We start from the raw sequence: 26,792 nt of genomic DNA, 5'->3' as shown, positions 1-26,792 counted from the left end.
AATAATCGTAACTTTCCATTTAGCCTCCCTATTGTTTTTTGTTAGGTTAAATATTCTTTCTTCTGTTATAGATTAATCGTCCAATTAAGATGATTAAGGCAATTAAAGAGATACCAAATGGAATCATTCCAGAAAAAATATTTTTATCTGTTCCTTTGAAAATAAAAGTCAATAATGGCTCTTGTTCCATCAAACCTATATAGGAAATAGCAAAGACTCTATTTATGATACGAGTGATAATTGCAGTACAGATCAAGATTGAGAGGAATCTATTGATTTTGTCGTTAATAAAAAAGGTAAAATTAATTGACAGAGATATAACTAATATAGAAAAAATAATGCCATAAACATTAATCCAATATTGAGCTTCTGATAGTTCTAAACCTAACATTTATCCACCTAATGCTTCCTTTATAGTATTTGCGGTGATACGCCCCGAATTTGTTACAGTTTTAACTGCTTTACCTCTGTAATAGATAATTCGAGTACCATGTCGATAATCTTGCTCTGAGGCTGTAGTTGTGCCATCAATATTTGGATTAGCCGATGTAGCATGTGCTATAACAACACCTTGTTTTTTCCCAGCCTTATATAGCTGGGATGATAGCTCAGAAGCAAAGCAATCGTCGCCACGACCTGTATTACAGCCATGAATTTCAATTTTAGACTGCTCTGTAAATACGCTAAGTTTTAGGCTCGAAATAGCAGCTTGATTTTTAATTCGATTACCATCAAAGTCATAGCCTCGCCAAATAGCCATCATTACAGTTTTATAAATATTGGCCGCTAACTTCCCCTTGAATACCCCTTCGCGAGTTATTGTCTTATCTAAAGATGCGCCTAGAATATAGTAAAGTCCATCAGAATCGCCATGACAAAACAGATCAAGAGATTGAACAGTATTATTTTCTTGAGTTTCTAATGCACTAATCACTGACCTAGAACCATTATTTATAAAAAAGCTTTTGACAGGTAAATCATTTTTATAATCTTTAATTACGTTTTTAGATGCATGTAAAAATGCTGAATTATCACTTGATTTCCTTGATCCACCATAAATAATAAGGCGGATAGGTGATTTTAATTTTACAATTTCTACTTTTGCAATTTTGGTTGTTGTAGTCTGATATCGATCTACCATGAATCAGCCTCAAAAAGTTTAATTTCAATATCTTCTGCTTTTTCTGTAAGTTCTAGTTTTTCTGTCATGCCATTTTCATCAGTGACACCTTCAATAGTATGACCATCAGCATAGATAACAATGTATTTTACATTGCTATAAGGTTGATTATTTGAATTATTTACTAACTGATATTGACCTGAATATAGAGTTAAGCCTTGAGCTAAAAAGCTTGATGAATTTGTATTCTTACTATAGTTTTCCCCTTGACTTATTCCAACAACATGATCTTGTTTAGGTAAAATTTTAGCTCCACAAGTCAATAAGTCATCAACATAAGCAACAGCTTTGCCATCCATAATAATATGATCATGGCTTTTAACAATTTCAGACCAACATTTGCACTTAGGGCAAAAGTGACCATCTCCAGCACGTAGAAATAGGTTTCCCATTTGGGATGTTCGTTGTTGTGTTGCTTGGATGATTCCTCCATGATTTGTCATAGAGTTATGAATTGCAAAACCTTTAGCCATGATTAACACCTTCTTGGTACAAAAAGCCTTCTGGGGCCTTATTACCGATAAAGATATTTATAGCTACAGAGTTGTTAGGGCTATGGATAATCTCATCACCATTCTCTAAGAAGCTTCCTACCAATGCACTCGCTTTAACTAATCCACCATTTTTGCTTTTAGCTCCATTTACCGCAAGGTAATAGATCTTTTTAGGCCTATGCCGAAAATAAAGCTGTTCTGCTTTTATTGTTTGCTTTATGTCTTGTTGAGACATCTGTTTTAACTGTTCAATTGGTAATTCATGTAAAAATTTAGGTTTCGTCATACTGAGTCCAATTATTGTTATTGAATGAAGAACATAGAGATTAAAACATAAAACCTTATATTAAGACAAATTTAATTGAATTTTTAATTATATTTAATAATTTGGATTTATTTACTCAAATTCATGGCAGTCTTCGTTATAGCTTTCATGTTCTGATCTTACGATTTATTAAAATAGTAAATTTAAGGATTAGTCATATATTATGTTTTTAATAACTTATATTTTAATTTTTGTCTTATTAACATAATTTCGCTTTATCGTTCACGGCCAGTTCAACAAACGCCATATTTAATTGTTTAGAGAATATTTCATCTACTCGTCAACATCGCTAACCCTCATCCTTGTTTTAGGCTTCCAGTGATTGTCCATTGATTGGACAGTGTATTCTCAATGCTGTCCATTTATTGGACATTGGAAAGGTAACATTATTTTAAGTATATGATTATTAATTATAAAAATATTGGCACGCTAACTGCAAATATTCTATGGCTCATATTTGATTAAAACAAATCTATCAATCGATTTATTAAGTGTAGTAGATGGTCGATTCGTCATGGATAAATCGATTGATTTTTGATTCAAAATTTAAACAAGTGCAATGAGTAGTGAAAAGGATGCTTGAAACTAAAGGGAACAGATGATGTGTTTTAGCAATAAAAATAGCCTGCTTCTTATGTTGAGTGGCATGTTTGTACAGTATAGCCATGCGATTGACGTAAACGTGGGGGATTATACCGCGTTGCCAAAAGGCACCAATGCAGGTGTGTTCTATTATCAACATAGTCAAATGGAGGGTTATTACCAAAATGGTGAAAAAACCAGAGCTGAATCTAAATCGGATATCGGTATCGCGCGCTTAATTCATTACACCGATATCGCTGGTTTACGTGCAACGCCTCAAATAATTTTACCGTTTGGAACAGTACGGCATACGCAAATTGGCGATACTGATTTAAACAATGCCTCAGGTTTTGCAGATCCAGTGATTGCTTCTGCATTTTGGCTAATTAATCAACCTGAACAAGGTTCATCGGGTCGTTATCTGGCATTTACCCCATTTATTTATCTGCCAGTTGGGCAATATGATCGAAATGATGCGGTGAATTTAGGCGAAAATCGATTTAAGTATGATCTTCAACTGGCATGGGTACAGCCACTATATGGCAAGCTTGCTTTTGAACTTTATCAAGATGTGATTTGGTATGGAGACAACGATGAAGCGGGAAAGGGCGATCAAACACTTTCACAAGCGACCAGCTATCAAACTCAATTTAACTTACGTTATGACTTGAATTCTAAACAGAGAATCGCCCTCGGTTATGCCGCAAATTATGGGGGTGAACAACAATTGGATGGAATCAAACTGGATCAGAACATGGAAAAGCAACAAGTGCGATTGGAGTTTCAGCAAATGCTGAATGCAAAAACTCAATTAAGTGCGCAGTTGCTTTCAGACACACGAACGGAAAGCGGATTTAGGAAGGATTACGGTCTGAATTTTCGTGTTTTTTACATTTTTTAATTTAAAGCAGGTGTAACACATTGATTGCGTCATTTTTACAAGGATGCAGTTAGAACAGTAAAGCAATTGTCTAAATAAATTTTGAAGAGGTCATCATGTCTATATTCACAAAACAGCTTTGGGATAAAAAATTATTTAACGGTTCATGGCAGTCTGCCCAAGATAGCTACAGTGTGATTGAGGTTGCAACAGGTCAAGTGCTTGGTGAAATCGGTTATGCGACTGCCGCTGATGTGGTGAGTGCTGCACAACAAGCCAAAGCCGCCCAACAACAATGGTGGGCTTTAAACTATCAAGAGCGTCAGGCAGTGTTTGAGCGAGCTACTGTTTTACTGACAGAAAATCAAGCGGAAGTGATTGAGTGGCTGGTTAAGGAAAGTGGCTCGTTACAACTGAAAGCGGGCTTTGAAGTAAGCATAGCGATTCAAGTGCTTAAGCATTGTATCGCGTCACCTGCAACTGAACAGGGCACATTATTACCTACGCAAAATGGCAAATTAAGTATAGCGAAACGCTTGCCCTTAGGTGTTGTTGGGGTCATTTCTCCATTTAACTTTCCACTGTACTTAGCTTTACGTGCTGTGGCTCCTGCTTTGGCCTTTGGTAATGCGGTGGTGTTAAAACCTGATGAGCGTACAGCAGTGTGCAGTGGCTATGTGATTGCACGGATTTTTGAACTTGCAGGATTGCCCAAGGGACTACTACATGTATTGCCAGGTGGGGCAGAAGTTGGTGAAGCACTGACTTTGGATAAAAATATTGCCAGTATTCAATTTACAGGATCAACTCAAGTTGGACGGATTGTAGGGGCGAATGCGGCAAAGACCTTAAAGAAAGTTTCCCTAGAACTGGGTGGCAAGAACTCATTGATTATTTTGGATGATGCGGATATTGAGTTGGCTGCAGAAAATATTGCATGGGGTGCATTTTTACATTCGGGGCAAATTTGTATGACCTCAGGTAAGATTTTGATTCACCAAAAAATTTATCAACAGGTCAAACAGCGTGTAATTGAAAAAGTGCAGAATTTTGTGGTGGGGAATCCTTGTGACAAGAATGTCACCATTGGGCCATTGATCAATGCCAAACAAGCACAACGTGTAGAACAATTGGTCAGTGCTGCGGTTAATGAAGGCGCAACATTGGAAATCGGTGGACATGCCGATGGGGTATTTTTTCAACCGACTGTACTGACCGATGTGACTGCAAACAATTCGATTTTTAGTGAGGAGATTTTTGGTCCTGTTGCGGTGTTGATCCCGTTTAGCTCAGATGAACAGGTCATTGAATTAGCCAATGATGGCGATTATGGGCTTTCAGCAGGCATTATTACCTCCAATGTAGGACGTGGTATGCAACTCGGTGCGCAGCTTAAAGTGGGCTTGCTACATATCAACGATCAAACCGTAAATGATGAAACGGTCAATCCATTTGGTGGTTTTGGTTCATCAGGTAATGGTACGCGTATTGGCGGCCCTGCCAATGCCGATGAATTTACCCAGTGGCAATGGATTACTGTACAGGCTCAAGCGCCACATTATCCTTTTTAAACAATTAAATAAATTATTACAGGACGTTAAACCATGAGTGAATTAAAAGATATTATTGCCGCAGTGACCCCATGTAAAGGTGCTGACTTTGAGCTGCAAACTTTAAAAATACGTCAGCCTCAAGATGATGAAGTATTGGTAAAAGTAGTTGCTACAGGAATGTGTCACACCGATTTGATTGTACGTGATCAATATTACCCGGTTCCGCTGCCTGCTGTTCTTGGACATGAAGGGTCAGGAATTATCGAGGCGATCGGTCCTAATGTAACCGAGCTTCAAGTGGGCGATCATGTGGTTTTAAGTTACGGGTATTGTGGAAAATGTAGCCAATGTAATACTGGAAATCCTGCCTATTGTTCAGAGTTTTTTGGACGAAATTTTAGTGGGGCAGATTCAGAAGGGAATCATGCACTTTGTACCCATGATCATGGCGTGGTTAATGATCATTTTTTTGCCCAATCCTCCTTTGCAACCTATGCTTTAAGCCGTGAAAATAACACGGTTAAAGTGACCAAAGATGTACCAATCGAACTATTAGGACCATTAGGTTGTGGCATTCAAACAGGTGCGGGTGCATGTATAAATGCTTTAAAAGTGACACCCGCCAGTAGTTTTGTGACTTGGGGTGCTGGCGCTGTTGGTCTGAGTGCTTTACTTGCGGCAAAAGTGTGTGGCGCTTCGATCATTATCGCTGTTGATATTGTTGAATCTCGTTTGGAGCTGGCAAAAAAATTGGGTGCAACCCATGTGATCAATAGTAAAACTCAAGATCCTGTGGCGGTGATTAAAGAGATTACCGATGGTGGAGCCAACTTTGCATTGGAATCTACTGGGCGACCTGAGATATTAAAACAAGGTGTTGATGCGCTGGGGATTTTAGGTAAAATCGCCGTAGTAGGTGCACCTCAATTAGGCACGACTGCACAATTTGATGTAAATGATCTGTTATTGGGTGGGAAAACTATTTTAGGTGTCGTTGAGGGGAGTGGTTCGCCCAAGAAATTTATCCCTGAGTTAGTCCGTCTATATCAACAAGGGAAATTTCCATTTGACCAACTTGTAAAATTCTATGCATTTGATGAAATCAATCAAGCTGCGATAGATAGTCATAAGGGTATTACACTCAAACCGATTATTAAAATTGCATAATGTTGCATGGCATGCTCATTGATGAGCATGCCATTTTGCTGAATTTTGAAAGCAATAATGACTAATTAAGCTTTACTATTAAATTTGATTATCGAATAAACGTATTCAAAACAGCAGTTAAAAAAGATTTAGAGATCACATGATTGAAACGGTCTGTATGAACCATACCTGTAAATTTAAAGAGAGTTTTATTGCACATTAATCTATAGCTCTTTTTATCTAGTGCATCAAATTGTTTTATATTACATATTTAAAGCGAGATTAATTAGTTTAAAAAATTTATTAGCATTAATTTTTAAAATAAAAATAAATTACACCTCTGAAATATCTTCGTTGAGGAAAATCAAATAATTTGAAAACATAAATTTATAGAACTGTCGTAATATGTCAATGAATTATCGGGGAAATGTCAATACTCAAATTTTTAGATTCTATATTTTAGGAAAAGTTAGGAATATTTGTTAGTTAAAAAATGGAAAATTTTTTACAATCTATTGAAATGAATAGAATTAACTGATCTAAAAACTAAAGAATCTATAGAAATTGATAGATGAGATTGAAAAGGAGAGGAATACAAAGATAAATATTTTTTTAGAAAAAACTAGAAATACAATCCTCAATTAATCTGTATTCATTCAGTGAATTAATCTAACTAATGGGATCATTGATAATAAATAATTTTAAGTTTTATCCAATATTTAGATAAATAATTTTTTGTAATCTAGCCATAGTTTAAGGAGTAAAGTATGACAGCCAAAATTACACGACGAGAACTTATTCAAAAAAGCCTATTCGGTTTTGGTGCACTGTCTTTATCTGCGGGTTTTACGGGATGTAATGACAGTTCAGATCGAGAATCAACAACACTACAAGTCAATTTTGAACATGGGGTTGCCAGTGGAGACCCTTTACAAGATCGCGTGATTTTATGGACACGCTTGACGCCCAATGATAGCAGCGCACGTTTGCAAGTGACTTGGGAAATTGCTTTAGATGATCAATTCAAGCAAATCATTAAAACAGACAAAGTCACCACAGCAAAAGCACAAGACTTCACGGTGAAAGTTGATGCCACAAACTTAAAACCAGATCAACGCTATTTCTATCGTTTTAGCTTTGGCAATAAAGTTTCACCAGTTGGACAAACCAAAACGCTACCAATCAACCCCAGCAAAGTCAGTTTTGCGGTATGTTCTTGCGCGAACTATCCAGCAGGGTATTTCTATGTTTATCGTGAAATGGCCAAGCAAGATGTTGATGTGGTAATTCATTTGGGTGACTATATTTATGAATATGGTCAAGGTGGTTATGCAACAGAAGATGCAGTGAAGTTGGGACGTACTTTGGCTGCGGACAATAATCAAGAAATTATCAAGTTAGATGATTATCGCAAACGCTATGCGTTATATCGTAAAGACAAAGATTTACAAACATTGCATCACCGTCATCCATTTATTGTGATTTGGGATGATCACGAGCTGGCAAATGATACATGGCGAGAAGGCGCTGAAAATCACCAATCCAATGAAGGGGCTTTCTTCGATCGTAAACTTGCTGCATTACAAGCATACTTTGAATGGATGCCGATTCGTCCTATTTCCGCAAATGATCATCTCAATATTTATCGCCAGTTTGACTTTGGTTCACTGGTGCAATTGACCATGTTAGATACCCGTATCCTTGCCAGAGATAAGCAACTGGAATATACCGATTATATCACCGCTTCTGGTATGGATTTTCAACGTTTTCAGACTGACTTAACCAATCAGAATCGAACCTTGATGGGGTATACCCAACGTGAATGGTTACAGCAAAAGTTGGCTCAATCCAAGGCAACGTGGAATGTATTGGGTCAGCAAGTGTTGATGGGTAAGATATTAATCCCTGCTGAATTACTGGTACCGTTGAGTGCAGTTCTGAGTGGAAACGCAACTCAAGAGGTTTTAAATCAAATCAATACGATGATCATGGAGTTAGTGCAACTGAAAATGCGTGTGCTACAGGGCGATCCAACATTGACAGCAATTGAAAAGGCACGTTTAACCACTGTCGCACCTTATAATTTAGATGCTTGGGATGGTTATTATGCTGAACGTGAAATTCTGTATGGTACCTTAAAAGCATTGAACAAGAAGGTTGTGGTACTGGCAGGTGATACCCATAATGCATGGTCATCAGAGTTGTATAGTCAGGCGGGTGATTTTGTCGGTGTTGAGCTGGCGACAAGTTCAGTGTCATCGCCGGGAATTGAAAAGTATCTCAATATTCCAGTGGAACAGTTACAGCAGTTTGAAATGGCGTTTACCACACTGATTGATGAATTGGATTATACCAACCTAAATCAACGTGGTTATCTGAATGTCAGCTTTACTGCAACGCAGGTTCAAGCGGACTGGATCTATGTCGATACCATTAAAGAGCCGCAATATACTGTGGATACAAAACGTGGGCATCAAGTGGTGTTGAATAATCAATTGGTCAATGCCCGCTCGATTAAGAAAACTGCTTAACAAAAGACTATTTAATTTTATATCGCCTGACTACTGAAGAAGATTTTGATGCTATTGCTATCGCATCATTTCTTTAGTAGTACATGGCTAAACTGTCTTTGTACACATAATGATTGAAATAACACAAGAATATCAGGAGTAAAAAACCATGGCTGGATTATCGATTTGGCACGTACTTATTTTTGCAATTGTGGTGATCTTACTTTTTGGCACATCTAAATTAAAAAATTTAGGTAAAGATGTCGGTGGTGCGGTGAAGGATTTTAAAAAATCAATTCAAGATGATGAAACAACCACTGCTGCACTGAATGAACCAAGAACACAGGAACATCAAAATAGCAATGCTGATGTGAACTCTACGGTAAAGCACTAAAACTGGAGAACTAACACATGCTTGATGTCGGATTTTCTGAATTATTGGTTTTTGGGATTATTGCGCTGTTGGTGTTAGGACCTGATAAACTCCCTGAAGCTGCGCGTTTTGTTGCGAAATGGTACAGTAAATTGAAACGTCTCATCAGCAATGTTCAGAACGATATTGACCGTGAATTACGCTTATCTGAATTGCGCGAACAGATGCAGAATGAGATGCAGCGTATTCAAGAGTTAGAGCAAAAAATGCAGGCGCAGATGCATGAGCTACAGCAATTATCGGCTATGCCTGAAGATACTATACAGCAAGAGCAAGCGCCAGCACGATTAGAGAAACAGCAATTAGTGCAACCGCACTTAAAAGAACAGCAAATAGCCCAGCTGAGAGTGAAGCAGATTTATCAACCTGTCTCACGTGCTATTCCTACTGTCTATTTGCCAAGTATTTGGCTAAAACAAGCTAAATCTAATGATGACAAACTCAGCATTGTTCCTGTTCATTCCAAATCAATATCGCAATTGAAGGTGGCCGTATGACCTCAATGATACCGCAGCTACAAGAGCAAGCTTCTGAAGAAGCGACTCAGCTTGAAGCAATGCCGATCACCCGACATTTGATGGTGTTGCGTCAGCATCTGTTTAAAATTATCGGGGTATTGATTGTGCTTTTTTTCTGTTTGTTGCCATTTGCAAACAGAACTTATTCAATGTTATCTGAACCACTACGTGCCCAATTACCTGCCAGTTCGACTATGATTGCTACAGATGTAACTGCAACATTTATGGCACCTTTTAAACTGAATTTCTTTATTGCGCTGATGCTGGCGATGCCTTTTATTATTTATCAGATTTGGGCATTCATTAAACCTGCGTTGTATGAAAAAGAAAAGAGTCTGGCATTCCCATTGTTATTGAGCAGTATTTGCTTGTTTTATTCAGGGATTGCCTTTGTCTATTTTATTGCCTTGCCTTCGATTCTGCATTTTTTTATCAGTGTTTCACCTGATACCGTTGCGCCAATGACGGACATTAACAGTTACTTAAGTTTTTGTTTAAAACTCTTTTTGGTGTTTGGGGTCACTTTTGAAATTCCAATTATTACACTGGTACTGATTTTAATCGGTTTGGTCAGCACTCAAACATTGGTGGAAAAAAGACGCTTTATTATTGTGGGCTGTTTTTTTATTGCGATGTTTGTCACACCACCAGATGCTATTTCGATGATCATGTTGGCAATTCCAATGTGGATGTTGTTTGAATTGGGATTGGTATTTGGCAAGATGATTGAAAAACGTAAACGTGTATAAGTGCTGATTTGTAGCGAAAGTGGTTAAGTGTTGCTTTGTTCTATTCAACCCTTCTTTTTTAAAGCAGGCGAATTCATATTTAAGTGTATAAATTCGACAGATCTCTAGATTTTAACCCATCCTTGTCTCATGGGTGAGTTCGTAATACTGTTCTAAACCCCACATGCGTTGCAGCCAAATCAAACTCTTGCGGATATCGACTACTATTTCGATAACGAGAGCAATAACTCGAAGCGCATAAGAAAGAACCACCTTTAATCACATATTGGGTTGCTGCGATGCTTTGCTGACGCAGATCCGTATAATTTCCCATATGTTGATCATGCGCGCCTTGATATACAGAAGAGGTCCACTCCCAGACATTCCCAATCATATCGAACAATTGGAACGCATTGGCAGGGTAGCAGCCGACAGGTGCCACACCTGCAAAATGGTCTTCAACAGAATTATGCAGTGGAAATTCACCTTGCCAATAATTGGCTTGTGGATGTTGATGGGCATCCTGAGGCGCTTGATGCAGTGGCGTATCGGTTTTTGAGCCCGCCTTTGCAGCATATTCCCATTCTTGTTCGGTAGGTAAATCTCTTCCTAACCAAACTGCGTAATGTTCAGCATCATTTTTGGTCACATAGCGAACAGGTTCAGCAGGGCGTGGAGCTTGACCCGAAGCGCCATTGGGCGTTTTCCAAGTGTAATCAGACTTGAGTTGCCACCACTGATTAGGCTTATTGGCATCTGGTGAAAATACAGCTGCCTGTTTCTGTTGCTCTGCGTCGGTTACATAGCCGGTTGCTTTTACAAAACTACTAAACTGCGCCACAGTCACTTCGGTTTGATCGATCCAGAAACCCTCAACTTGGCGTTGTTTTTGCCCAAAATTAAGTTCATCGGGATAGGCTTTATCGGAGCCGAGCTGAAATGAGCCTTTGGCAATCCAAACCATCCCCGCTGTTGGCTTTTTTTGCCATGCATTAGGTAAACCTGAATAGTGTTCGCATTGCTGCAATGAACCAAGCTGTGCAGAAACTTTGCTGGTTTGTTTGGGAGAATGATGCGAGTCGGGCGTAACCTTATTGCAGCCTGTTACAAGGAACAGGCTGCACAGTGAAATTAAAAGGGGGTTAAACTTCATTGAATGTTGTATTCCTTGACTCCATTTTTTTGGGTATATTTGTTATACACATCAAGCAGTTCTTGTAGTTTTGCTGGGTTATTTTCTGCAATGTTTTGGGTTTCACCACGGTCATTTTTTAAGTTATATAATTCCCAAGTTCCCGTTCCAAGCTCTGCTTTACCTTGCAAAGCAATTTTCCAATCGCCTTGACGCGCATATTTACTGCCATGCAATTCATCAGCAAAACTAAAGTTTACAGGGCGAATCGTCTGCGCTTTATTTTCAAGCACTGATCTCCAAGAGTAACCACTTGGAGTATTAATCTGACGGCCTTTATATTGACCTTGTGGGACGGCAATATTGGCATAATCTAAAACAGTTGGAAAAACATCGAGCACTGAAGCAAAACCATGATAGGTTGCTTGCGCTTTGTTTTGATGAGGAAGTTTAACAATGGCTGGTGCTGTGGTTGCACCTTCACCTGCAGTATCTTTCCATAAGTGGAAAGGCGCAGCACTGACTTCAGCCCAACGCGGACCGACATAATGATAAGAACTGGATGTACCGACATTATTCACCCGATTATCAAAACCTGATTCAGCTCCATAACTACCGCGAATAAAGCCTTCAGCCCCATTATCTGAAACAAAGAAAATTAAAGTATTTTCGTATAAATTATTGCGTTTTAAATACTCAATCACCCGTCCAATATTAGCATCAAGGTTTTCGACCATACCTGCATAGATTTCCATTCTACGTGCTTCTAAGGCTTTTTGCTCAGTGGATAGCTCATTCCATTTGCCATATTTTTGGGGTGCATTTTGTGTTGCAATCGGTTCGGTTGCAGTAAAGTTGGCTGGAATCAGACCAAGTTGTTTTTGACGGGCAATACGACCATTGCGGATCACATCATAACCAGCATCGTAAACGCCACGATAACGGTCACGATATTCAGTTGGGGCTTGTAAGGGCCAATGGGGAGCTGTGTAAGCAGCATAGGCAAAGAATGGTTTGCCTGAATTTTTTCCTGACTCTAAATAGCTAATTAATTTATCGGTGAAATAATTGGTTGAGAAGAAATCATCAGGTAATGCTGAAATTGGAACAACTTGACCATCCTCCGTATAGGTGGCATTCCGTTTGTAGGCACTAGGCGCTTGTTTAAAGTGTAAATCTAGACCTTGTAATAGCGTAAATGAATGATCGAAGCCTTTTACATGTGCGTTGGTTTCAGCGGTTAAACCGAGGTGCCATTTTCCGCTGATATAGGTTCGGTAGCCATTATCTTTGAGCACTTCTGCAATTGAGAGTGAGCGCTCATTTAAGTAGCCCTCATAACCCGGCTGGCCTTTTAAGTGAGCAGGGGTGAGCTCAGCCATAGCCCCAATGCCCGCTAAGTGATGGTCTGTCCCCGAAATTAATTGTGAACGCGTTGGTGAGCAGGTCGGGGCAGTATGGTAGTCCGTTAAAATCCGACCTTCTTTGGTGAGTGCATCAATATTTGGGGTTCGAATTTCACCACCAAATGCTCCCAAGTCTGAATAACCTAAATCATCTGCCATAATAAATAAAATATTTGGTTGTTTTTTGGTTTCAACTACCGTATTTGAGTGATCTGAATCATTATTATTACATGCAGAAATTGAAAGACTGAATAATGCAATAGAAAGTGTTGTGAAAAGGTTTTTATGAGACATACGTGTCGACTGAGTTTTCTAAAAAATTAGGTTAAGTTTAGAGTGTTAATTTTTAAGCTAAAAATAATTAAAATTTGATTGTTAATCTTAAAAAAAGCAAAGCCTCAAACATTCACCCAAATGAATGTGGAAATTATTTGAAAGAAGATATTTAGTCAGTGGATAATTAAAATAAAAAATAATTTAAGAATTTAAAAGGATGATAATTATCACGTTATACCATGGCGTTGAATATACTTATATTATGGATGGGAGGACAACGGCTTGTAAACATGTCTTAACTGCGCTTGCTTATTCGTATTGGTGTTAGATATTTATTACACATGTCGACTCAATTTTGAGGGAAAATAGCTTGAATTGTGAGTGCTTAATAATTGATCAAAAGAATACAGAACTGTCTGTTTTTTTGTTGATGGTGTATTGATTAAATGAATATTAATGTGATAAATTCTACAGAATTAGAGGGGAATCTTTTTTAAGATTCTTGATGCCTTGATCCTATTTCCCTTCCCCAAGGGAAATAGGGGTTTTTAAGATTAGCTAAAAGCAACAGATAAATACGTTTATAAAAGACTGAAAAGTGCTCATCTCAATATGAGCACATATAAATTTTAAGAAATAGTACATATGTATGAATTCTACTTTTTAAGAATCATAAGATGAATCTATAGGTAATTATCTACGATGAAAATTTATGAAATGATATTTCATAAAGGCACTTATGAAAAAACACGCTTATTTTATGCTGAAAATAATAAAGCTTCACGTCAGCATTTCATTGAAAATATGCGTTTAGAGCTTGATCGAGAACTTAATGATTTCATTCTAAATTGTAAATCGAGTTACAAGCATGATTTGTTTGACTTATACAAAAAAGTTCAAAAAGAAAGCCATTTACATTTAGATGTTATGGAAGATGAGTTTATACAGAATTCAAAAGCAACCTTTGACCAATGTATTTGTTTAAGTGTTAAAAGTCATGAGGTGTTTAATATTATAAAATCACTTATTTAAAAAAAGATTAGTTGAAACAGATAATATTAAGAAAAATAATTTATATCATTTGCTTAAAGAAACGTATATTTAGTTGGCTCTATTATAATACAGCCAATTGCTGTTGAGCCAATTCATAGCCTTGGTCTGCGGTTTTTTTTAACCATGCTTTCGCTTTATTGATATCTTGAGGCAAGCCTAAATTTCCATCTAAGTATAGAGTTCCCAATTTAAATTGTGCTGATACATCGCCATTTTTAGCCGCTTTAAGATGCCAATAATGTGCAAGATTTTGATCCTGTTTGATATTCTTCCCATCTGAATATTCTTCAGATAAATTGTATTGCGCCATCGCATTGTTCTGATTTGCAGATTTGGTTAGCCACTCAATACCTTTACGGGTATTTTGGCGGATACCTGATCCCCATAAATAACTCATTGCCAAACTGAGTTGAGATTCTGAATCACCCGCTTCTGCGGCCTTTTTAAACCAAAAAACACCTTTTTCTTCATCGAAGGATACACCCTAATTGCCATTACTATAAAGATAACCCACTTGGTATTGTGCTTTTACATCTCCATTGTTGGCTTTTTCGAGTAGCTTTTCAAAACTTTCTGCAAATACAAGTGTAGTGGGGAAAAATATAACTATAATCAGAGGGTATAACCGTTTTTTAATTTTTAGTTTTATCATTTTTCAATCATTTGTGTCTTTTAATCAGTAAAATTAAGTTGTAGTCAACTTAATTTGAGCCAAGACTTATTCTATTTTTCTTTCAAGTTTAGCTCCCTAGGGAACTAAACTTACCTAAATAATGAAAATGAAGAGCTTATATCACTCGACAAATTGGGGTAAAAGACGCTGTTAATACTACACAAAATTATCTAAACACTCGCATGTTTAGTGGTGAGCAGCATTAAAGCATCGTCCTAAGTATCCAGCTTACATATTTGGATAGTTAGGCCCACCACCACCTTCCGGTGTTACCCAAGTGATGTTTTGAGATGGATCTTTGATATCACAGGTCTTACAGTGAACACAGTTCGCAGCATTAATCTGGAAGCGCTTAGAACCATCATCATTTTCCATAATTTCATAAACACCAGCAGGGCAGTAGCGTTGAGCAGGCTCATCCCATTTTGGTAAGTTGACATTGACTGGAATCGAAGCATCGGTCAGCTTTAAGTGAGCTGGCTGATTTTCTTCATGGACAGTATTCGATACAAATACAGAAGATAAACGGTCAAAGGTTAATTTACCGTCTGGCTTTGGATAGGTCGGTTTAAATGTCGCAGCATCTACAGTTTTTAATGCACTAAAGTCAGGTGCAAGGTCATGTAGAGTAAATGGCACTTTAAAGATATTTTGATCAATAAAGTTAAATGCACCACCCATCCATAAACCGAATTTATGCATCGCTGGACCAAAGTTACGTGAACGATGTAACTCTTCTTTTAACCAACTGTTGTTGAATTTGTCAGTATATGCAGTCAATTCTTTAGCAAAGAAATCTTCACCTTCAGCGACACGCGCAACCGCTAAATCACCACCTTTCTCATGACCTGCTTGGATTGCTTCAAATACAGCTTCACCACACAACATACCCGATTTCATCGCAGTATGAGAGCCTTTGATTTTAGCAAAGTTTAAGAAACCTGCATCATCACCAATTAAGCAACCGCCTGGGAAGGTCAGTTTAGGTAGAGAGTTTAGACCACCTTTAACAACTGCACGTGCGCCATAAGAAATACGCTTACCACCTTCAAGATATTGCTTAATCAGTGGATGTGTTTTCCAACGCTGCATTTCAGCAAAAGGATACATGTGTGGATTTTCATAAGATAAATCGACAATCATACCCAAGGTCACTTGGTTGTTTTCAGCGTGATATAACCACCAGCCGCCTGAAGAACCTGTTTCTGCCAAAGGCCAGCCTGAACCATGCATCACTAAACCTGGTTTATGTTTAGCAGGGTCAATTTCCCAAAGTTCTTTGATTCCGATACCGTAATGTTGCGGATCAGCATCTTGGTCTAAGTTGTATTTTGCAATCAAACGTTTACCAAGGTGTCCACGGCAACCTTCTGCAAAAATTGTGTATTTTGCATGAAGCTCGTAGCCGGGGGTAAAGTTATGAGTAGGTTCACCATCTTTACCAATACCCATATCACCAGTTTGGATGCCTTTTACAGAACCATCTTGATGATAAAGGATTTCTGAGACAGCAAAGCCCGGGAAGATAGAAACTTCTAACTCTTCCGCTTTTTGACCTAACCAGCGCACCACATTACCCAATGAAATAACATAGTTACCATCGTTGTGCATGGTCTTAGGAACCATCCAGTGTGGTGCTTCTTGAGACTTTTCAGCAGACATGAGGAAATAAGTTTTGTCCTCAGTCACAGGTACATTTAAAGGTGCACCTTGTTCTTTCCAGTCAGGGAAAAGTTCATTGATTGCACGAGGTTCAAGTACAGCACCAGAAAGGATATGCGCACCAACTTCAGAGCCTTTTTCAACCACACAGACAGAAAGGTCTGGAAGATTGTTTTCAAGCGCTAATTGACGAATTTTAATCGCAGCAGAAAGACCCGCAGGGCCTGCGCCTACGATGACTACGTCAAACTCCATTGACTCTCGTTGTAAATCTTTCATAAAAAGAAATCCTATTTCGCTTGGCGGTATTTTAGTTTATTGAGATAAAAATATCAAATGAAAAAGCATAAAAAGGGGAAGGTTTGATGAGTAAATTCAAAATGATATCCACAAAAAAGCCAGCTAAATCTAGCTGGCTTTAAAATGGAATAAGTGATTTTATAAGGTCTAATTTTACGATTTTTGCGGATCGTAGAGTTTTTCCTTGATGAAAAGGGCAGGAATAACACCGCAAATTAAATAAGCAGCCCCCATCACCACAAAACCTAAACCAATAGAACCACCTGATGCCAAGTAGCCAATCGTTGCAGGTGCAAGTGCTGCACCAAGACGCCCGACGTTATAGGCACCACCAATCGCTGTACCACGAATCGCTGTAGGGAAACTTTCCGTCATATAGGTGGCATTTACACCATAAGGAATACCGTATAAAAATCCGAAAGCGATCAGTAAATATAAAATGTTGCTGGGGGAGTTATAAAAAACAATCAGTGGAAGAAAAATAGCAGTCCCAATCGCACCAAAGGCATAAGTAAAGCGACGACCAAGTTTATCAGCCATCATCCCCGCAAGGACTTTACCGAGGATCATGGCGGTATAAGTACCAACCATATATGCGGTCATTTCTTTAAACTTCATGCCTAATTCACTTTCTAGATATGAAGGCATCCAGTTATTTACCCCATAATAACCAAATTGTAAGAAGCCTGCTGTGAGCGCCCACAAGATAAACATATTTCGATTTCGTTTATCTTTAAAAATCAGTTTAAATGCCGAAGTATCCTCAGAGTTTTTATCACGTGTTGGTTGTTGTAAACGAGACTGTTGCCATGCGAGTGGTTCTGGTACCAAAAGATGCATTAAAACAGCAATCAACACCGGTACAATGGCAACATAAAACAGCATACGCCAGCCATGATCTGGAATAATCCATCCAGCGAGTAGCGTTGCAACAATATAGCCAACCGTCCAACCTGCTTGTAAGGTACCCAATACCGTTGTACGGTAACGTGTAGGTACATATTCCGCCATCAAGGTATTGCAGGCAATATAAAGCGAGCCTAGTCCGAGAGAAGCAAAAAAACGTAATAGCCCAAATTCAAGAAAGCTTTGGGTAAAGCCTAGTCCACATGTAAGTAGTGAGAAGGTGAGAATAGAAATAACCACGATCCGTACTCGACCAAATTTGTCACATGCCCATCCCCCAAATATCCCACCAACAGCCATACCCGCCAGGGTAAAACTACCCAGCATACCTGCCTGCACGGAACTTAAACCAAAATCTGCCTTAATACTGTTGAGACTATAAGACAGCAGCATCAGATCGGCACCATCCACCAACAAGGCTAAAAATGCAAAAATAAATGCAATTTTCCAAGTATGAGGTTGTATTGAAGAGAGATGTGTATTGTAGTTTGTCGCCATAATCCATTACCTACATTTGATTTACAGCACTTCAAATCGTTTTAAAGTGCCTAAAAATTAATTAAGACGCAGCACGAATCATATTTCGCGCAATAATCATTTGTTGAATTTGGGTGGTGCCTTCATAGAGACGGAATAAACGTACATCTCGGTAAAAACGTTCAATGGCATATTCACTGATATAGCCAGAGCCACCATGAATCTGTACGCAGCGATCGGCCACGCGACCACACATTTCAGTGGCAAACATTTTTGCGCATGATGCTTCTGTGCTGACGTTGTGCCCAGCATCACGTTGTCTTGCCGCATCTAAAACCATACATTGCGCTGCATAAATTTCTGCTTTGGAGTCAGCAAGCATGGCTTGAATCAGCTGAAATTCAGCAATCGCTTGACCAAATTGCTTCCGCTCAAGGGCAAACTTTAAGGTATCGTCTAACATGCGTAGGGCAGCACCGACACTGATTGCGGCAATATGTAAGCGACCTTTATCCAAGACTTTCATTGCGGTTTTAAATCCTACACCTTCAATACCACCAATCAGTGCTGAGGCAGGAACTCGACAATTTTCAAAAATCACATCACAGGTATGTGCACCTTTTTGTCCCATTTTTTTATCTGTTTTACCTAGAGAGATTCCTGCAGTTTTGCGATCTACGATAAAAGCAGAAATTCCACCAGCACCTTTAATATCTGGATTGGTTCGTGCCATCACCGTAAATACCCCTGCATGAGGTGCATTGGTAATAAAGCGTTTGGTGCCATTTAAAATATAAAACTCACCTTCTTTTACTGCGCTGGTTTTCAAAGAGGCAGCATCTGAGCCTGCATCTGGTTCAGTTAGGCAAAAAGAACTGATCACTTCACCACGTGCTAAACGGGGCAAGAAAAATGATTTTTGAGTTTCGGTACCATCAATAATCAGACCACTCGAACCGATTCCATTATTGGTGCCGATCAGTGAACGAAAGGCAGGCGAAGTACGTCCAAGTTCAAAAGCGATAGATACCTCTTCTTCCATGGTCAAGCCAAGACCTTCATATTCTTCTGGAATCGTCAGTCCAAACAAACCCAAAGCTTTCATTTGCTCAATGATGGCTTGAGGGATTTGATCTGTTTCTGCGACTTCATTCTCATGAGGAATAAGGACACCATCTACAAACTGTCGAATCATATCTACCAGTTGTTTGAGTGTTTCCTGATCTCGAATCATAGTCTTGTCCTTTGTACAACATGTTGAAAACATCGAGGAGATGTTGCTAAAACCCTGCATATTGATGCGATAGTAATCAAAGGATTAGTAGAAAACAATATGTTTTGAAAATTAATTTCGCAATGCGGTATATTGTGCTTGTTTTTTAGTTGGCTAATTATTTGATTTAATTAATCTATATTTGTTGAATAAAAATCATCACTTTTGATGAAAAAATTAAGTTTTATTTTTAAAGTTTTCTGTGTATATTAAAAATATATATCGCTATGCGAAATTTATATTAAATAAATTTTCCTGTAGGAAATTAATCAAAGGTTAGTGGAATAAACATGGGTGCTTTAAATGGAATTCGTGTACTTGACTTAAGTCGAGTACTGGCTGGACCGTGGTGTGGACAGATTCTTGCCGATTTAGGCGCAGAAGTGATTAAGGTTGAAAGACCGAAACTAGGTGATGATACGCGTTCTTGGGGACCACCTTGGATGAAAGATGATGCCGGACAAGAGACACGAGAAGCCGCTTATTATCAGTCGACCAATCGCAATAAACTTTCTGTTGCAATAGATATTGCAAATCCGGAAGGGCAGGCACTCATCAAAGCACTGATTCAAGATACCGATGTGGTCATTGAAAACTACAAAGCTGGTTCTTTGAAAAAATATGGCTTGGATTATGCTTCTTTATCAGAAATTAATCCTAAACTGGTTTATTGCTCGATTACGGGTTTTGGTCAAAATGGACCGAGAGCAGAAGAGCCAGGCTATGATTTTATCATTCAAGGAATGGGTGGACTCATGTCCATCACGGGTGAAAAAGATGATTTACCCGGTGGTGGTCCGCAAAAAGTAGGTGTCGCATTTTCAGACTTATCAACGGGATTATATTCAACCATTGCCATACAAGCGGCTTTGCTCAATCGTCATATGACGGGTTTAGGGCAACATATAGATATGGCTTTACTTGATGTGCAAATTGCCACAATGGCAAATCAAGGAATGAATTATCTTTCATCTGGAAAAGTGCCGGTACGTTATGGCAATGCACATGCCAATATTGTGCCTTATCAATTATTTAAAGCCGCTGATCGAGAGTTTATCATTGCTTGTGGTAATGACACTCAGTTTATCCAACTGTGCAGAAGTATTGGTTTGCCAGAGTTACCCAATGATGTTCGATTTACCCGTAATGCAGATCGTGTTAAGCATCGTGATGAAGTGATCGAAATTTTATCAAAGCATTTTTTAAGCAAGACTGCCGATGAGTGGGTAAGTGCAATTTATGCTGCTAAAGTGCCTGTTGGTGTGATTAATAATCTAGAACAAGCTTTTAATGAACCTCAAGTGATTGCGCGAGAGATGCTGGTAGAAATGCAACATCCTCAACGTGAAAAACTTACTGTGGTTGGTTCTCCGATTAAGCTTTCACGTACACCTGTAGAGTATAGAAATGCGCCTCCTTTGTTAGGCGAACATACTCAGACCATTTTAGGCCGTATTATTTCTCCAGCAAAACTTGAGGAGTTAAAAGCCAAAGGCGTGATAGGATAGTTTTTAAATAGATGATGTGAGCAGTCTAAAGCCATTTTTTAAGTAAAATAAGCAAATTTAGACTTTTCACATCGAGATGGATGCATCGTTTTATTTTCAAAGTGAATCAGATGATTGCTTTTTGCTATTTATAGAAAAAATAGATTATAATTTTCGCAGTGCGAAACAAATATGTGAATTGGTATAACCATGAATGATGCCGTAGATGCAGAACAAACAGAAAAATTATTAGCGCCTTTGAGGCATGAGTTATTGCATCCGATTGAAGATATGCAAGATGAAAATGATCGTCAATTTATTACAGCTTTAGGACGCGGTTTAGAACTCTTACGTTGCTTTACCCCAAAACATCAGCATTTGGGTAATCAAGAGTTATCACAAATGACGGGTTTGCCTAAACCGACCATTACCCGTTTAACGCACACATTGTCACGTTTGGGCTATATCAAGCAGGTCCCAAATTCAAGCAAATTTCAACTTTCAGTTGGGGTTTTGGCGTTTGGTTACTCCATGCTTTCTAATGTGTCTATCCGTAATATTGCACATCCCTATATGAAAAACTTAGCGGATTATGCAGGTGCTGCTGTGGCAATGGCAACGCGTGATCGTCTAAATATGATTTATTTGGATGTGGTACAAGGCAAGGGCAATATGACCATGCGTCGTCAAGTCGGTACTTATTTGCCGATTCATTTAAGTTCAATGGGACGTGCATGTCTGGCTGCAATGCCTGAAGATGAAAGAGAGTTTTTACTTGATGCAATCCGTAGCAAACATAAAGACGATTGGATCAAGATTAACCGTGATTTAGATAAAGCATTTAAAGATTATCAAGATTTTGGTTATTGTTTTTCAATTGGTGAATGGCATAAAGATGTCAATTCAGTTGCAGTCCCCTTGATTCATGAACAACATGGTCTACTGGTATTTAACTGCGGCGGACCAAGCTTTATTATGAACCGCGAAAAACTTGAAGAGGATATTGCACCGCGTCTTCTCCACATGGTGAATAATATCCGCACTGAAATTAGCTAATTTTATTGCTTTAAAACTGAAAGGCCAGCAACGATCTACATTGTTGGCCTTTTTAATAAGATGCATGTTAATAAGATGCAGGTTAAATAGTTTGCTTACGGAAAATGGGTGTTTTTTTTCATCAAGGCACTCGGTGCTTGTTTAAATTCGTCACTTTGCCAACAAAGTGAGAATACAGTGGACTCATGATCGATCGGATTTAATAAATCATTGATAAGCATAGGATGCTAAGAAATGAGCCTCTAAATATAAAATAGTGAGTGGAAAGAATATGAAAACCAAAATTACAGAATTATTTGAAATTGAACATCCGATTATTCAAGGCGGTATGCATTATGTCGGTTTTGCCGAGCTGGCTGCTGCAGTTTCAAATGCGGGTGGGTTAGGCATTATTACCGGTTTAACCCAGCGAACACCTGAAAATCTAGCAAAAGAAATTGCCCGATGTCGAGAAATGACCGATAAGCCTTTTGGTGTCAATCTAACTTTCTTACCCACAGTCAATACACCTGATTATCCGGGTTTTGTCGAGGCAATTATTAAGGGTGGGGTAAAAGTTGTAGAAACAGCAGGTCGTAATCCTGAACAGGTCATGCCTTATTTAAAGGCCGCTGGAATTAAAGTGATTCATAAATGTACTTCGGTTCGGCATAGTCTAAAAGCTCAAAAAATTGGATGTGATGCTGTTTCTGTCGATGGTTTTGAGTGTGGTGGGCACCCCGGTGAAGATGATGTACCGAATATGATTTTATTGCCTTTAGCTGCCGATACCTTAGAAATTCCATTTGTTGCATCAGGTGGTATGGCTGATGGACGCTCACTTGCTGCCGCTTTAGCCATGGGGGCGGATGGTATTAATATGGGAACACGTTTTATTGCAACTCAAGAAGCGCCAGTACATGCAAATGTGAAACAGGCGATCCTGAATGCTACAGAAAGAGATACTCGTTTAATTATGCGCGCTTTGCGTAATACTGAGCGCGTTATGAATAATGCAGCTGTAGAAAAAATTATAGCCAAAGAAAAAGCACTGGGTGACCAGATTAAATTTGAAGATATCATTGAAGAAGTTGCAGGTGTTTATCCTAAAGTGATGATCGATGGTGATGTCAATGCTGGGGCGTGGTCATGTGGTTTGGTTGCCAGTCTGATCCATGACATTCCGACATGTGATGAACTGGTCAACCGTATTGTAAAAGATGCAGAAGACATTATTCGTGGACGTTTATTCGGGCTTTTATAAATATCTATTTGAGTTCAGCTTTATCTCGATGATGAAAGACTGCTTTTAAAGATCAGCACAACACTATGAATTGTGCTGATTTTTAACATCTGCAAGACAATAATATAAACACAGCAGGGCAAAAACTAAGCCTAAGATACATACACCTGTCCAGCCAAAATGTTTCCATGCATAGCTTCCACTCGTAGTCCCTAAAGCACCGCCAGCGAAATAACCTGTCATATAGATGGCATTGAAACGTGAACGCAATTGTTGGTTAAGCTTAAAGACAATACTCTGATTGGTGACATGAACAGCCGAGAGCGAAGCATAAAGGATAAGTAAGGCAATGATATAAAAGATAAAATGATAAGAGAGCAACAAAAACAATAGCCAACTTAAAATCAGACCGATACCACAACATATCGAAATTTTATGAATATAGCCTTGATCAATAAATTTACCTGAAAAATTGGCAACGAATGTCCCTAAAACACCGACAAACCCAAATAAGCCAATCGTAAAATCACTGAAAAAATAAGGCGCAGGAGCTAAGAGTAAAGACATGGTGGTAAAGGTTAAGCTTACACAGGCAAAGGTTAATCCACCAATATAGGTTCTGATTCTTAGGCGACGATTTTGAATAAAGATTTGCGGCAGTGAGTGAATTGTTTTGAGATAATTTTCAGATTTGGTGGGAGGAAATAAGCCAATATTACGGTACAAAATAATCGCAATGAGCAATAATAAAAAACCGCTGAGCAGATAAATAACATTCCAAGCAAAAAGCGTCGACATCATCCCTGATAATGAGCGTGCCAATAAGACACCCATCATTAACCCACTCAGTAAAAAACCAACAACACGACCACTATGTTGAATTGGAACCAGACTGGCAGCCAGTGGTAACAACAGTTGGGCTGAACTAGAAAATAACCCTGTAATGATGGTACCGAACATTAACAGATAAATATTGTGGGAAAAACCACTAATAATTAGCCCAATTGAGGCAAGCAGCATAAATATAAACAACAACTTACGCTTTTCGAGAATATCCCCTAAAGGCATTAAAAACAGCAGACCTGCTGCATAGGTGATTTGCGCTAAAGTAGGCACCCATGCTGTGGTGGTATCTGCTAAATTTAAACTTAGACTAATGGAATGAATCAGTGGTTGGCTAAAATAATTCCCACCAGTACAGATGCCTGCTGCAACTGCCATTAAAATAATGGTTGGGGTATAGAGAGTGTTTTTCATCATGCCTATGGTTTGTCATTATGAAATCGGAACTTTTAATCCACACAACCATGTATCTGCTGATTTTAAGCATCTGATTTTAAACATGGTTGTTAAGGCGTTTCACTCAAAGCATCTTGAATGTTGTGCACCATATGGATTAAACGGGGTCCAATTTCACCTTCAAGTTTTTCAGGGTTTAAATGAAAACTTGGTGCACCGCAGTTAAACACATAAAGACCATGTTTGGAGCTGACTAAAGGTACAGCAACAGAGTTTACTTCTTTATGCCATTCACCTAAAGAAAGGCAATATCCGTAATCTTGATAATCTCGGAAAGCTCGTTCTAAAGAACGTTTAATTGCAGGCCAGTTTTCAGCATTTTTTTGTTTAAGCGCATCCAGTAAAAAGTTACGCTCACGTTCAGGTGTAGCCGCCAAGCAAGCTCGACCCATGGAACTGCTGTGAATGGGTAGGGTTGAGCCGATGGGACGGCGCATATTTAAAGCAGTTTCGATCTGAACCACGTCGATATAGACCATGTTTAAACGGTCACGAGTTGCCATCGCAACCGGTGCTTGTACATATTGGCTCATTTCTTCCATATAGCGATGTGCAATATTACGAATAGAAATATTGGACAAGGCTGCATAGCCTAAAGATAAAACACCGATATCCAATGTATATTTAGTGGAATTAGGCAGTTGTTTTAAATAGCCTAATGACACTAAGGTATTGGTTATCCGCGCAATGGTTGGTTTTGGTAAACCCGTCATTTTTGCCAGTTCTTGGTTACCCAAGACTTGATTGTTGGCAGAAAAACAACGTAATAGCTCTAAGCCACGTGCTAAAGAAGCGATAAATTGGGGGTTATTTTCCCGATGAATATGTGAAATAGGATCAAGGCGTATCTCATCAAAATTTATAGGTTGTTCAGTTTCTGAATTCTGAGACATTCAATACTCAAATATAATAAAGCAACAGTTTGGCTATTATATTTCGCTCTGCAAAATAAATCCATTCATCACTGCGCTGTTGTGATGAATGGATACTCGGTTAGTGATTAAACAGTCAATGCTATGACACGTTTTCAATCACCATGGCTAAGCCTTGTCCTACGCCAATACATAAGCTAACGACAGCATATTTCTTATTGCGGCGGATCAGCTCACGCGAAACTGTCAGTGCAAGACGTGCACCAGAAGCCCCAAGTGGGTGGCCAATGGCAATTGCACCACCATTTGGGTTGACACGCGGATCATTAAAATCAACATCTAAACCTTTTAAGCAAGATAATACTTGTGAAGCAAAAGCTTCATTGATTTCAATGATATCCATATCATCTAAAGTTAGCCCTGCACGTGCAACGGCTTTTTTGATTGCTTCGATTGGACCAGCACCCATAATACGAGGTTCAATACCTGCTGCTGCTGCTGACAAGATTTTTGCCATTGGCTTTAAGCCATATTTTTGACCCGCTGCTTTGGAACCGATGAGCAATGCAGCAGCACCATCGTTAATACCCGACGCATTTCCAGCAGTGACGACACCACCTTCAAATAATGGTTTTAATTTGGTTAATGCTTCAACTGTTGAGCTTGGGCGAGGGTGCTCATCTTCAGAAACCAGTTTTGGCGGTAACTTTTTGCCTTGAAAGACTTCAATTGGGGTAATTTCACCAGTAAAAAAGCCGTCTTGTTTGGCTGTTTGATACTTGGCTTGTGATTGGGCTGCAAATAAATCTGCCTGTTCACGGGTAATGCCAAACTCAACTGCGACATTGTCACCAGTTTCAGGCATTGAGTGACCACCGTATTGCGCTATCAGCTTTTTGTTTGGAAAGCGTGAGCCAATTGTGGTGTCGTAAATTTTGGCCTCACGGCTATAGGCAGTTTCAGCTTTACCCATCACAAATGGAGCACGTGACATGCTTTCTACACCACCCGCAATATACAAGTCGCCTTCGCCACAGGTGATGGCGCGTGCAGAGTCAATCACAGCACCCAAACCACTTGCACATAAACGGTTTACAGTTTGGCCGGGAACAGTTACAGGTAAGCCCGCGATTAACAGGGCATTTCTGGCAACGTTACGGCTGTCTTCACCGCCTTGGTTGGTATCACCCAAAATAACATCTTCAATATCAGCGGCTGGAACCCCAGTTTTTTCAAGGAGCTTTTGCAAAACTGCTGCAGCTAAATCATCTGGACGTACTGAAGCAAGCTCACCTGCATGACGACCAATCGGGCTACGTAAACCATCATAAATATAGGCATTTAACATT

24 protein-coding genes and 1 pseudogene are annotated in these 26,792 nt (G+C 39.0%); 11 read left to right on the top strand and 14 right to left on the bottom strand.

Features of this window, described 5'->3' with window-relative positions; genetic code table 11:
- Nucleotides 1-46: 46 nt before the first annotated feature.
- From AC2G3J_RS12450 to AC2G3J_RS12435, 4 genes are read right to left on the bottom strand one after another with little or no spacing between them, the layout of a single operon-like run.
- Nucleotides 47-391, bottom strand: a complete 345-nt coding sequence (locus AC2G3J_RS12450; protein WP_419329210.1) for a hypothetical protein — start codon at nt 389-391, stop codon at nt 47-49.
- Nucleotides 392-1,141 (bottom strand): hypothetical protein, encoded by a 750-nt coding sequence (locus tag AC2G3J_RS12445; RefSeq protein WP_419329209.1) that lies wholly within the window; start codon nt 1,139-1,141, stop codon nt 392-394.
- A complete protein-coding gene (locus AC2G3J_RS12440; protein ID WP_419329208.1) occupies nt 1,135-1,653 on the bottom strand; it encodes a PAAR domain-containing protein in 519 nt (172 codons plus the stop codon). The genes AC2G3J_RS12445 and AC2G3J_RS12440 overlap by 7 nt, the downstream gene beginning before the upstream one ends.
- Nucleotides 1,646-1,960 (bottom strand): hypothetical protein, encoded by a 315-nt coding sequence (locus tag AC2G3J_RS12435; protein WP_419329207.1) that lies wholly within the window; start codon nt 1,958-1,960, stop codon nt 1,646-1,648. The genes AC2G3J_RS12440 and AC2G3J_RS12435 overlap by 8 nt, the downstream gene beginning before the upstream one ends.
- 640 nt (nt 1,961-2,600) lie before the next feature.
- Here AC2G3J_RS12435 and AC2G3J_RS12430 point away from each other — a divergent pair.
- From AC2G3J_RS12430 to tatC, 7 genes are all read left to right on the top strand, one after another.
- Complete coding sequence (locus AC2G3J_RS12430) at nt 2,601-3,482, top strand: transporter (protein WP_336954167.1); 882 nt, start codon at nt 2,601-2,603, stop codon at nt 3,480-3,482.
- Between the two features lie 95 nt (nt 3,483-3,577).
- A complete protein-coding gene (locus AC2G3J_RS12425) occupies nt 3,578-5,032 on the top strand; it encodes a benzaldehyde dehydrogenase (protein ID WP_419329206.1) in 1,455 nt (484 codons plus the stop codon).
- A 33-nt stretch (nt 5,033-5,065) separates the two neighbouring features.
- Nucleotides 5,066-6,181, top strand: a complete 1,116-nt coding sequence (locus AC2G3J_RS12420) for an NAD(P)-dependent alcohol dehydrogenase (protein ID WP_419329205.1) — start codon at nt 5,066-5,068, stop codon at nt 6,179-6,181.
- Between the two features lie 746 nt (nt 6,182-6,927).
- Nucleotides 6,928-8,691, top strand: coding sequence for an alkaline phosphatase D family protein (locus AC2G3J_RS12415; protein WP_483770061.1), 1,764 nt, complete (start codon nt 6,928-6,930; stop codon nt 8,689-8,691).
- Nucleotides 8,692-8,839: 148 nt separating this feature from the next.
- Nucleotides 8,840-9,064 carry a Sec-independent protein translocase subunit TatA gene (tatA, locus tag AC2G3J_RS12410; protein WP_056512930.1) on the top strand — a complete coding sequence of 75 codons (225 nt, stop codon included), beginning with the start codon at nt 8,840-8,842 and terminating at the stop codon, nt 9,062-9,064.
- A 17-nt stretch (nt 9,065-9,081) separates the two neighbouring features.
- Nucleotides 9,082-9,600: a Sec-independent protein translocase protein TatB gene (tatB, locus tag AC2G3J_RS12405; RefSeq protein WP_483770060.1), complete on the top strand. Its 519-nt coding sequence runs from the start codon at nt 9,082-9,084 to the stop codon at nt 9,598-9,600.
- Entirely contained in the window at nt 9,597-10,370 is a 774-nt protein-coding gene (gene tatC / locus AC2G3J_RS12400; RefSeq protein WP_483770059.1) for a twin-arginine translocase subunit TatC, read from the top strand. The genes tatB and tatC overlap by 4 nt, the downstream gene beginning before the upstream one ends.
- A 127-nt stretch (nt 10,371-10,497) precedes the next feature.
- Here the strand turns inward: tatC and AC2G3J_RS12395 are convergent, their stop codons facing one another.
- Complete coding sequence (locus AC2G3J_RS12395) at nt 10,498-11,502, bottom strand: SUMF1/EgtB/PvdO family nonheme iron enzyme (protein WP_336954074.1); 1,005 nt, start codon at nt 11,500-11,502, stop codon at nt 10,498-10,500.
- Nucleotides 11,499-13,181 (bottom strand): arylsulfatase, encoded by a 1,683-nt coding sequence (locus AC2G3J_RS12390; protein ID WP_483770058.1) that lies wholly within the window; start codon nt 13,179-13,181, stop codon nt 11,499-11,501. The genes AC2G3J_RS12395 and AC2G3J_RS12390 overlap by 4 nt, the downstream gene beginning before the upstream one ends.
- Nucleotides 13,182-13,865: 684 nt before the next feature.
- Between AC2G3J_RS12390 and AC2G3J_RS12385 the strand changes: the two genes are divergently transcribed.
- Nucleotides 13,866-14,195 carry a hypothetical protein gene (locus tag AC2G3J_RS12385; RefSeq protein ID WP_483770057.1) on the top strand — a complete coding sequence of 110 codons (330 nt, stop codon included), beginning with the start codon at nt 13,866-13,868 and terminating at the stop codon, nt 14,193-14,195.
- 82 nt (nt 14,196-14,277) lie between these two features.
- Here the strand turns inward: AC2G3J_RS12385 and AC2G3J_RS12380 are convergent, their stop codons facing one another.
- The 4 genes from AC2G3J_RS12380 to AC2G3J_RS12365 form a co-directional block, all read right to left on the bottom strand.
- Nucleotides 14,278-14,613, bottom strand: coding sequence for a tetratricopeptide repeat protein (locus AC2G3J_RS12380; protein WP_483770056.1), 336 nt, complete (start codon nt 14,611-14,613; stop codon nt 14,278-14,280).
- A gap of 504 nt (nt 14,614-15,117) precedes the next feature.
- Nucleotides 15,118-16,830, bottom strand: coding sequence for an electron transfer flavoprotein-ubiquinone oxidoreductase (locus tag AC2G3J_RS12375; RefSeq protein ID WP_483770055.1), 1,713 nt, complete (start codon nt 16,828-16,830; stop codon nt 15,118-15,120).
- Between the two features lie 174 nt (nt 16,831-17,004).
- A complete protein-coding gene (locus AC2G3J_RS12370) occupies nt 17,005-18,255 on the bottom strand; it encodes an MFS transporter (protein WP_336954806.1) in 1,251 nt (416 codons plus the stop codon).
- 61 nt (nt 18,256-18,316) lie between these two features.
- On the bottom strand, nt 18,317-19,468 hold the full coding sequence (locus AC2G3J_RS12365; RefSeq protein WP_419329234.1) for an acyl-CoA dehydrogenase family protein: 1,152 nt from the start codon (nt 19,466-19,468) through the stop codon (nt 18,317-18,319).
- A gap of 329 nt (nt 19,469-19,797) precedes the next feature.
- Between AC2G3J_RS12365 and AC2G3J_RS12360 the strand changes: the two genes are divergently transcribed.
- Complete coding sequence (locus tag AC2G3J_RS12360) at nt 19,798-21,015, top strand: CaiB/BaiF CoA transferase family protein (protein WP_336954804.1); 1,218 nt, start codon at nt 19,798-19,800, stop codon at nt 21,013-21,015.
- A gap of 189 nt (nt 21,016-21,204) precedes the next feature.
- Nucleotides 21,205-22,050 (top strand): IclR family transcriptional regulator, encoded by an 846-nt coding sequence (locus AC2G3J_RS12355; RefSeq protein WP_004721467.1) that lies wholly within the window; start codon nt 21,205-21,207, stop codon nt 22,048-22,050.
- A gap of 95 nt (nt 22,051-22,145) precedes the next feature.
- On the opposite strand, the pseudogene AC2G3J_RS12350 reads toward AC2G3J_RS12355, so the two are convergent.
- Nucleotides 22,146-22,271, bottom strand: a pseudogene (locus tag AC2G3J_RS12350) (enoyl-CoA hydratase); the annotation flags it as partial.
- Between the two features lie 50 nt (nt 22,272-22,321).
- Between AC2G3J_RS12350 and AC2G3J_RS12345 the strand changes: the two are divergent.
- Entirely contained in the window at nt 22,322-23,293 is a 972-nt protein-coding gene (locus AC2G3J_RS12345) for an NAD(P)H-dependent flavin oxidoreductase (protein ID WP_419360255.1), read from the top strand.
- A gap of 63 nt (nt 23,294-23,356) precedes the next feature.
- On the opposite strand, the gene AC2G3J_RS12340 is transcribed toward AC2G3J_RS12345, so the two are convergent.
- The 3 genes from AC2G3J_RS12340 to AC2G3J_RS12330 all read right to left on the bottom strand — a co-directional run bounded on the left by AC2G3J_RS12340 (nt 23,357) and on the right by AC2G3J_RS12330 (nt 26,791).
- Nucleotides 23,357-24,532, bottom strand: coding sequence for an MFS transporter (locus tag AC2G3J_RS12340; protein WP_483770054.1), 1,176 nt, complete (start codon nt 24,530-24,532; stop codon nt 23,357-23,359).
- Between the two features lie 89 nt (nt 24,533-24,621).
- The gene (locus tag AC2G3J_RS12335; RefSeq protein WP_004721464.1) at nt 24,622-25,464 is read right to left on the bottom strand and encodes an IclR family transcriptional regulator; all 843 of its coding nucleotides are present in this window, start codon (nt 25,462-25,464) and stop codon (nt 24,622-24,624) included.
- 121 nt (nt 25,465-25,585) lie between these two features.
- Complete coding sequence (locus AC2G3J_RS12330; RefSeq protein WP_483770053.1) at nt 25,586-26,791, bottom strand: 3-oxoadipyl-CoA thiolase; 1,206 nt, start codon at nt 26,789-26,791, stop codon at nt 25,586-25,588.
- Nucleotide 26,792: the final 1 nt, after the last annotated feature.

The sequence above is a fragment of the Acinetobacter legionensis genome, from assembly GCF_057165765.1.
This window is presented reverse-complemented; position numbering and strand designations above follow the sequence as displayed.

Excerpts from the sequence above, each read along its gene's own strand:
- AC2G3J_RS12380 (WP_483770056.1), bottom strand. The coding sequence starts at position 14,613 with ATGAGTTATTTATGGGGATCAGGTATCCGCCAAAATACCCGTAAAGGT.
- AC2G3J_RS12335 (WP_004721464.1), bottom strand. The coding sequence starts at position 25,464 with ATGTCTCAGAATTCAGAAACTGAACAACCTATAAATTTTGATGAGATA.
- tatB (WP_483770060.1), top strand. The coding sequence starts at position 9,082 with ATGCTTGATGTCGGATTTTCTGAATTATTGGTTTTTGGGATTATTGCG.
- AC2G3J_RS12330 (WP_483770053.1), bottom strand. The coding sequence starts at position 26,791 with ATGTTAAATGCCTATATTTATGATGGTTTACGTAGCCCGATTGGTCGT.
- AC2G3J_RS12340 (WP_483770054.1), bottom strand. The coding sequence starts at position 24,532 with ATGATGAAAAACACTCTCTATACCCCAACCATTATTTTAATGGCAGTT.
- AC2G3J_RS12445 (WP_419329209.1), bottom strand. The coding sequence starts at position 1,141 with ATGGTAGATCGATATCAGACTACAACAACCAAAATTGCAAAAGTAGAA.
- tatC (WP_483770059.1), top strand. The coding sequence starts at position 9,597 with ATGACCTCAATGATACCGCAGCTACAAGAGCAAGCTTCTGAAGAAGCG.
- AC2G3J_RS12420 (WP_419329205.1), top strand. The coding sequence starts at position 5,066 with ATGAGTGAATTAAAAGATATTATTGCCGCAGTGACCCCATGTAAAGGT.
- AC2G3J_RS12430 (WP_336954167.1), top strand. The coding sequence starts at position 2,601 with ATGTGTTTTAGCAATAAAAATAGCCTGCTTCTTATGTTGAGTGGCATG.
- AC2G3J_RS12415 (WP_483770061.1), top strand. The coding sequence starts at position 6,928 with ATGACAGCCAAAATTACACGACGAGAACTTATTCAAAAAAGCCTATTC.
- AC2G3J_RS12435 (WP_419329207.1), bottom strand. The coding sequence starts at position 1,960 with ATGACGAAACCTAAATTTTTACATGAATTACCAATTGAACAGTTAAAA.
- AC2G3J_RS12355 (WP_004721467.1), top strand. The coding sequence starts at position 21,205 with ATGAATGATGCCGTAGATGCAGAACAAACAGAAAAATTATTAGCGCCT.
- AC2G3J_RS12390 (WP_483770058.1), bottom strand. The coding sequence starts at position 13,181 with ATGTCTCATAAAAACCTTTTCACAACACTTTCTATTGCATTATTCAGT.
- AC2G3J_RS12375 (WP_483770055.1), bottom strand. The coding sequence starts at position 16,830 with ATGAAAGATTTACAACGAGAGTCAATGGAGTTTGACGTAGTCATCGTA.
- AC2G3J_RS12425 (WP_419329206.1), top strand. The coding sequence starts at position 3,578 with ATGTCTATATTCACAAAACAGCTTTGGGATAAAAAATTATTTAACGGT.
- AC2G3J_RS12360 (WP_336954804.1), top strand. The coding sequence starts at position 19,798 with ATGGGTGCTTTAAATGGAATTCGTGTACTTGACTTAAGTCGAGTACTG.
- AC2G3J_RS12450 (WP_419329210.1), bottom strand. The coding sequence starts at position 391 with ATGTTAGGTTTAGAACTATCAGAAGCTCAATATTGGATTAATGTTTAT.
- tatA (WP_056512930.1), top strand. The coding sequence starts at position 8,840 with ATGGCTGGATTATCGATTTGGCACGTACTTATTTTTGCAATTGTGGTG.
- AC2G3J_RS12345 (WP_419360255.1), top strand. The coding sequence starts at position 22,322 with ATGAAAACCAAAATTACAGAATTATTTGAAATTGAACATCCGATTATT.
- AC2G3J_RS12365 (WP_419329234.1), bottom strand. The coding sequence starts at position 19,468 with ATGATTCGAGATCAGGAAACACTCAAACAACTGGTAGATATGATTCGA.
- AC2G3J_RS12440 (WP_419329208.1), bottom strand. The coding sequence starts at position 1,653 with ATGGCTAAAGGTTTTGCAATTCATAACTCTATGACAAATCATGGAGGA.
- AC2G3J_RS12395 (WP_336954074.1), bottom strand. The coding sequence starts at position 11,502 with ATGAAGTTTAACCCCCTTTTAATTTCACTGTGCAGCCTGTTCCTTGTA.
- AC2G3J_RS12385 (WP_483770057.1), top strand. The coding sequence starts at position 13,866 with ATGAAAATTTATGAAATGATATTTCATAAAGGCACTTATGAAAAAACA.
- AC2G3J_RS12370 (WP_336954806.1), bottom strand. The coding sequence starts at position 18,255 with ATGGCGACAAACTACAATACACATCTCTCTTCAATACAACCTCATACT.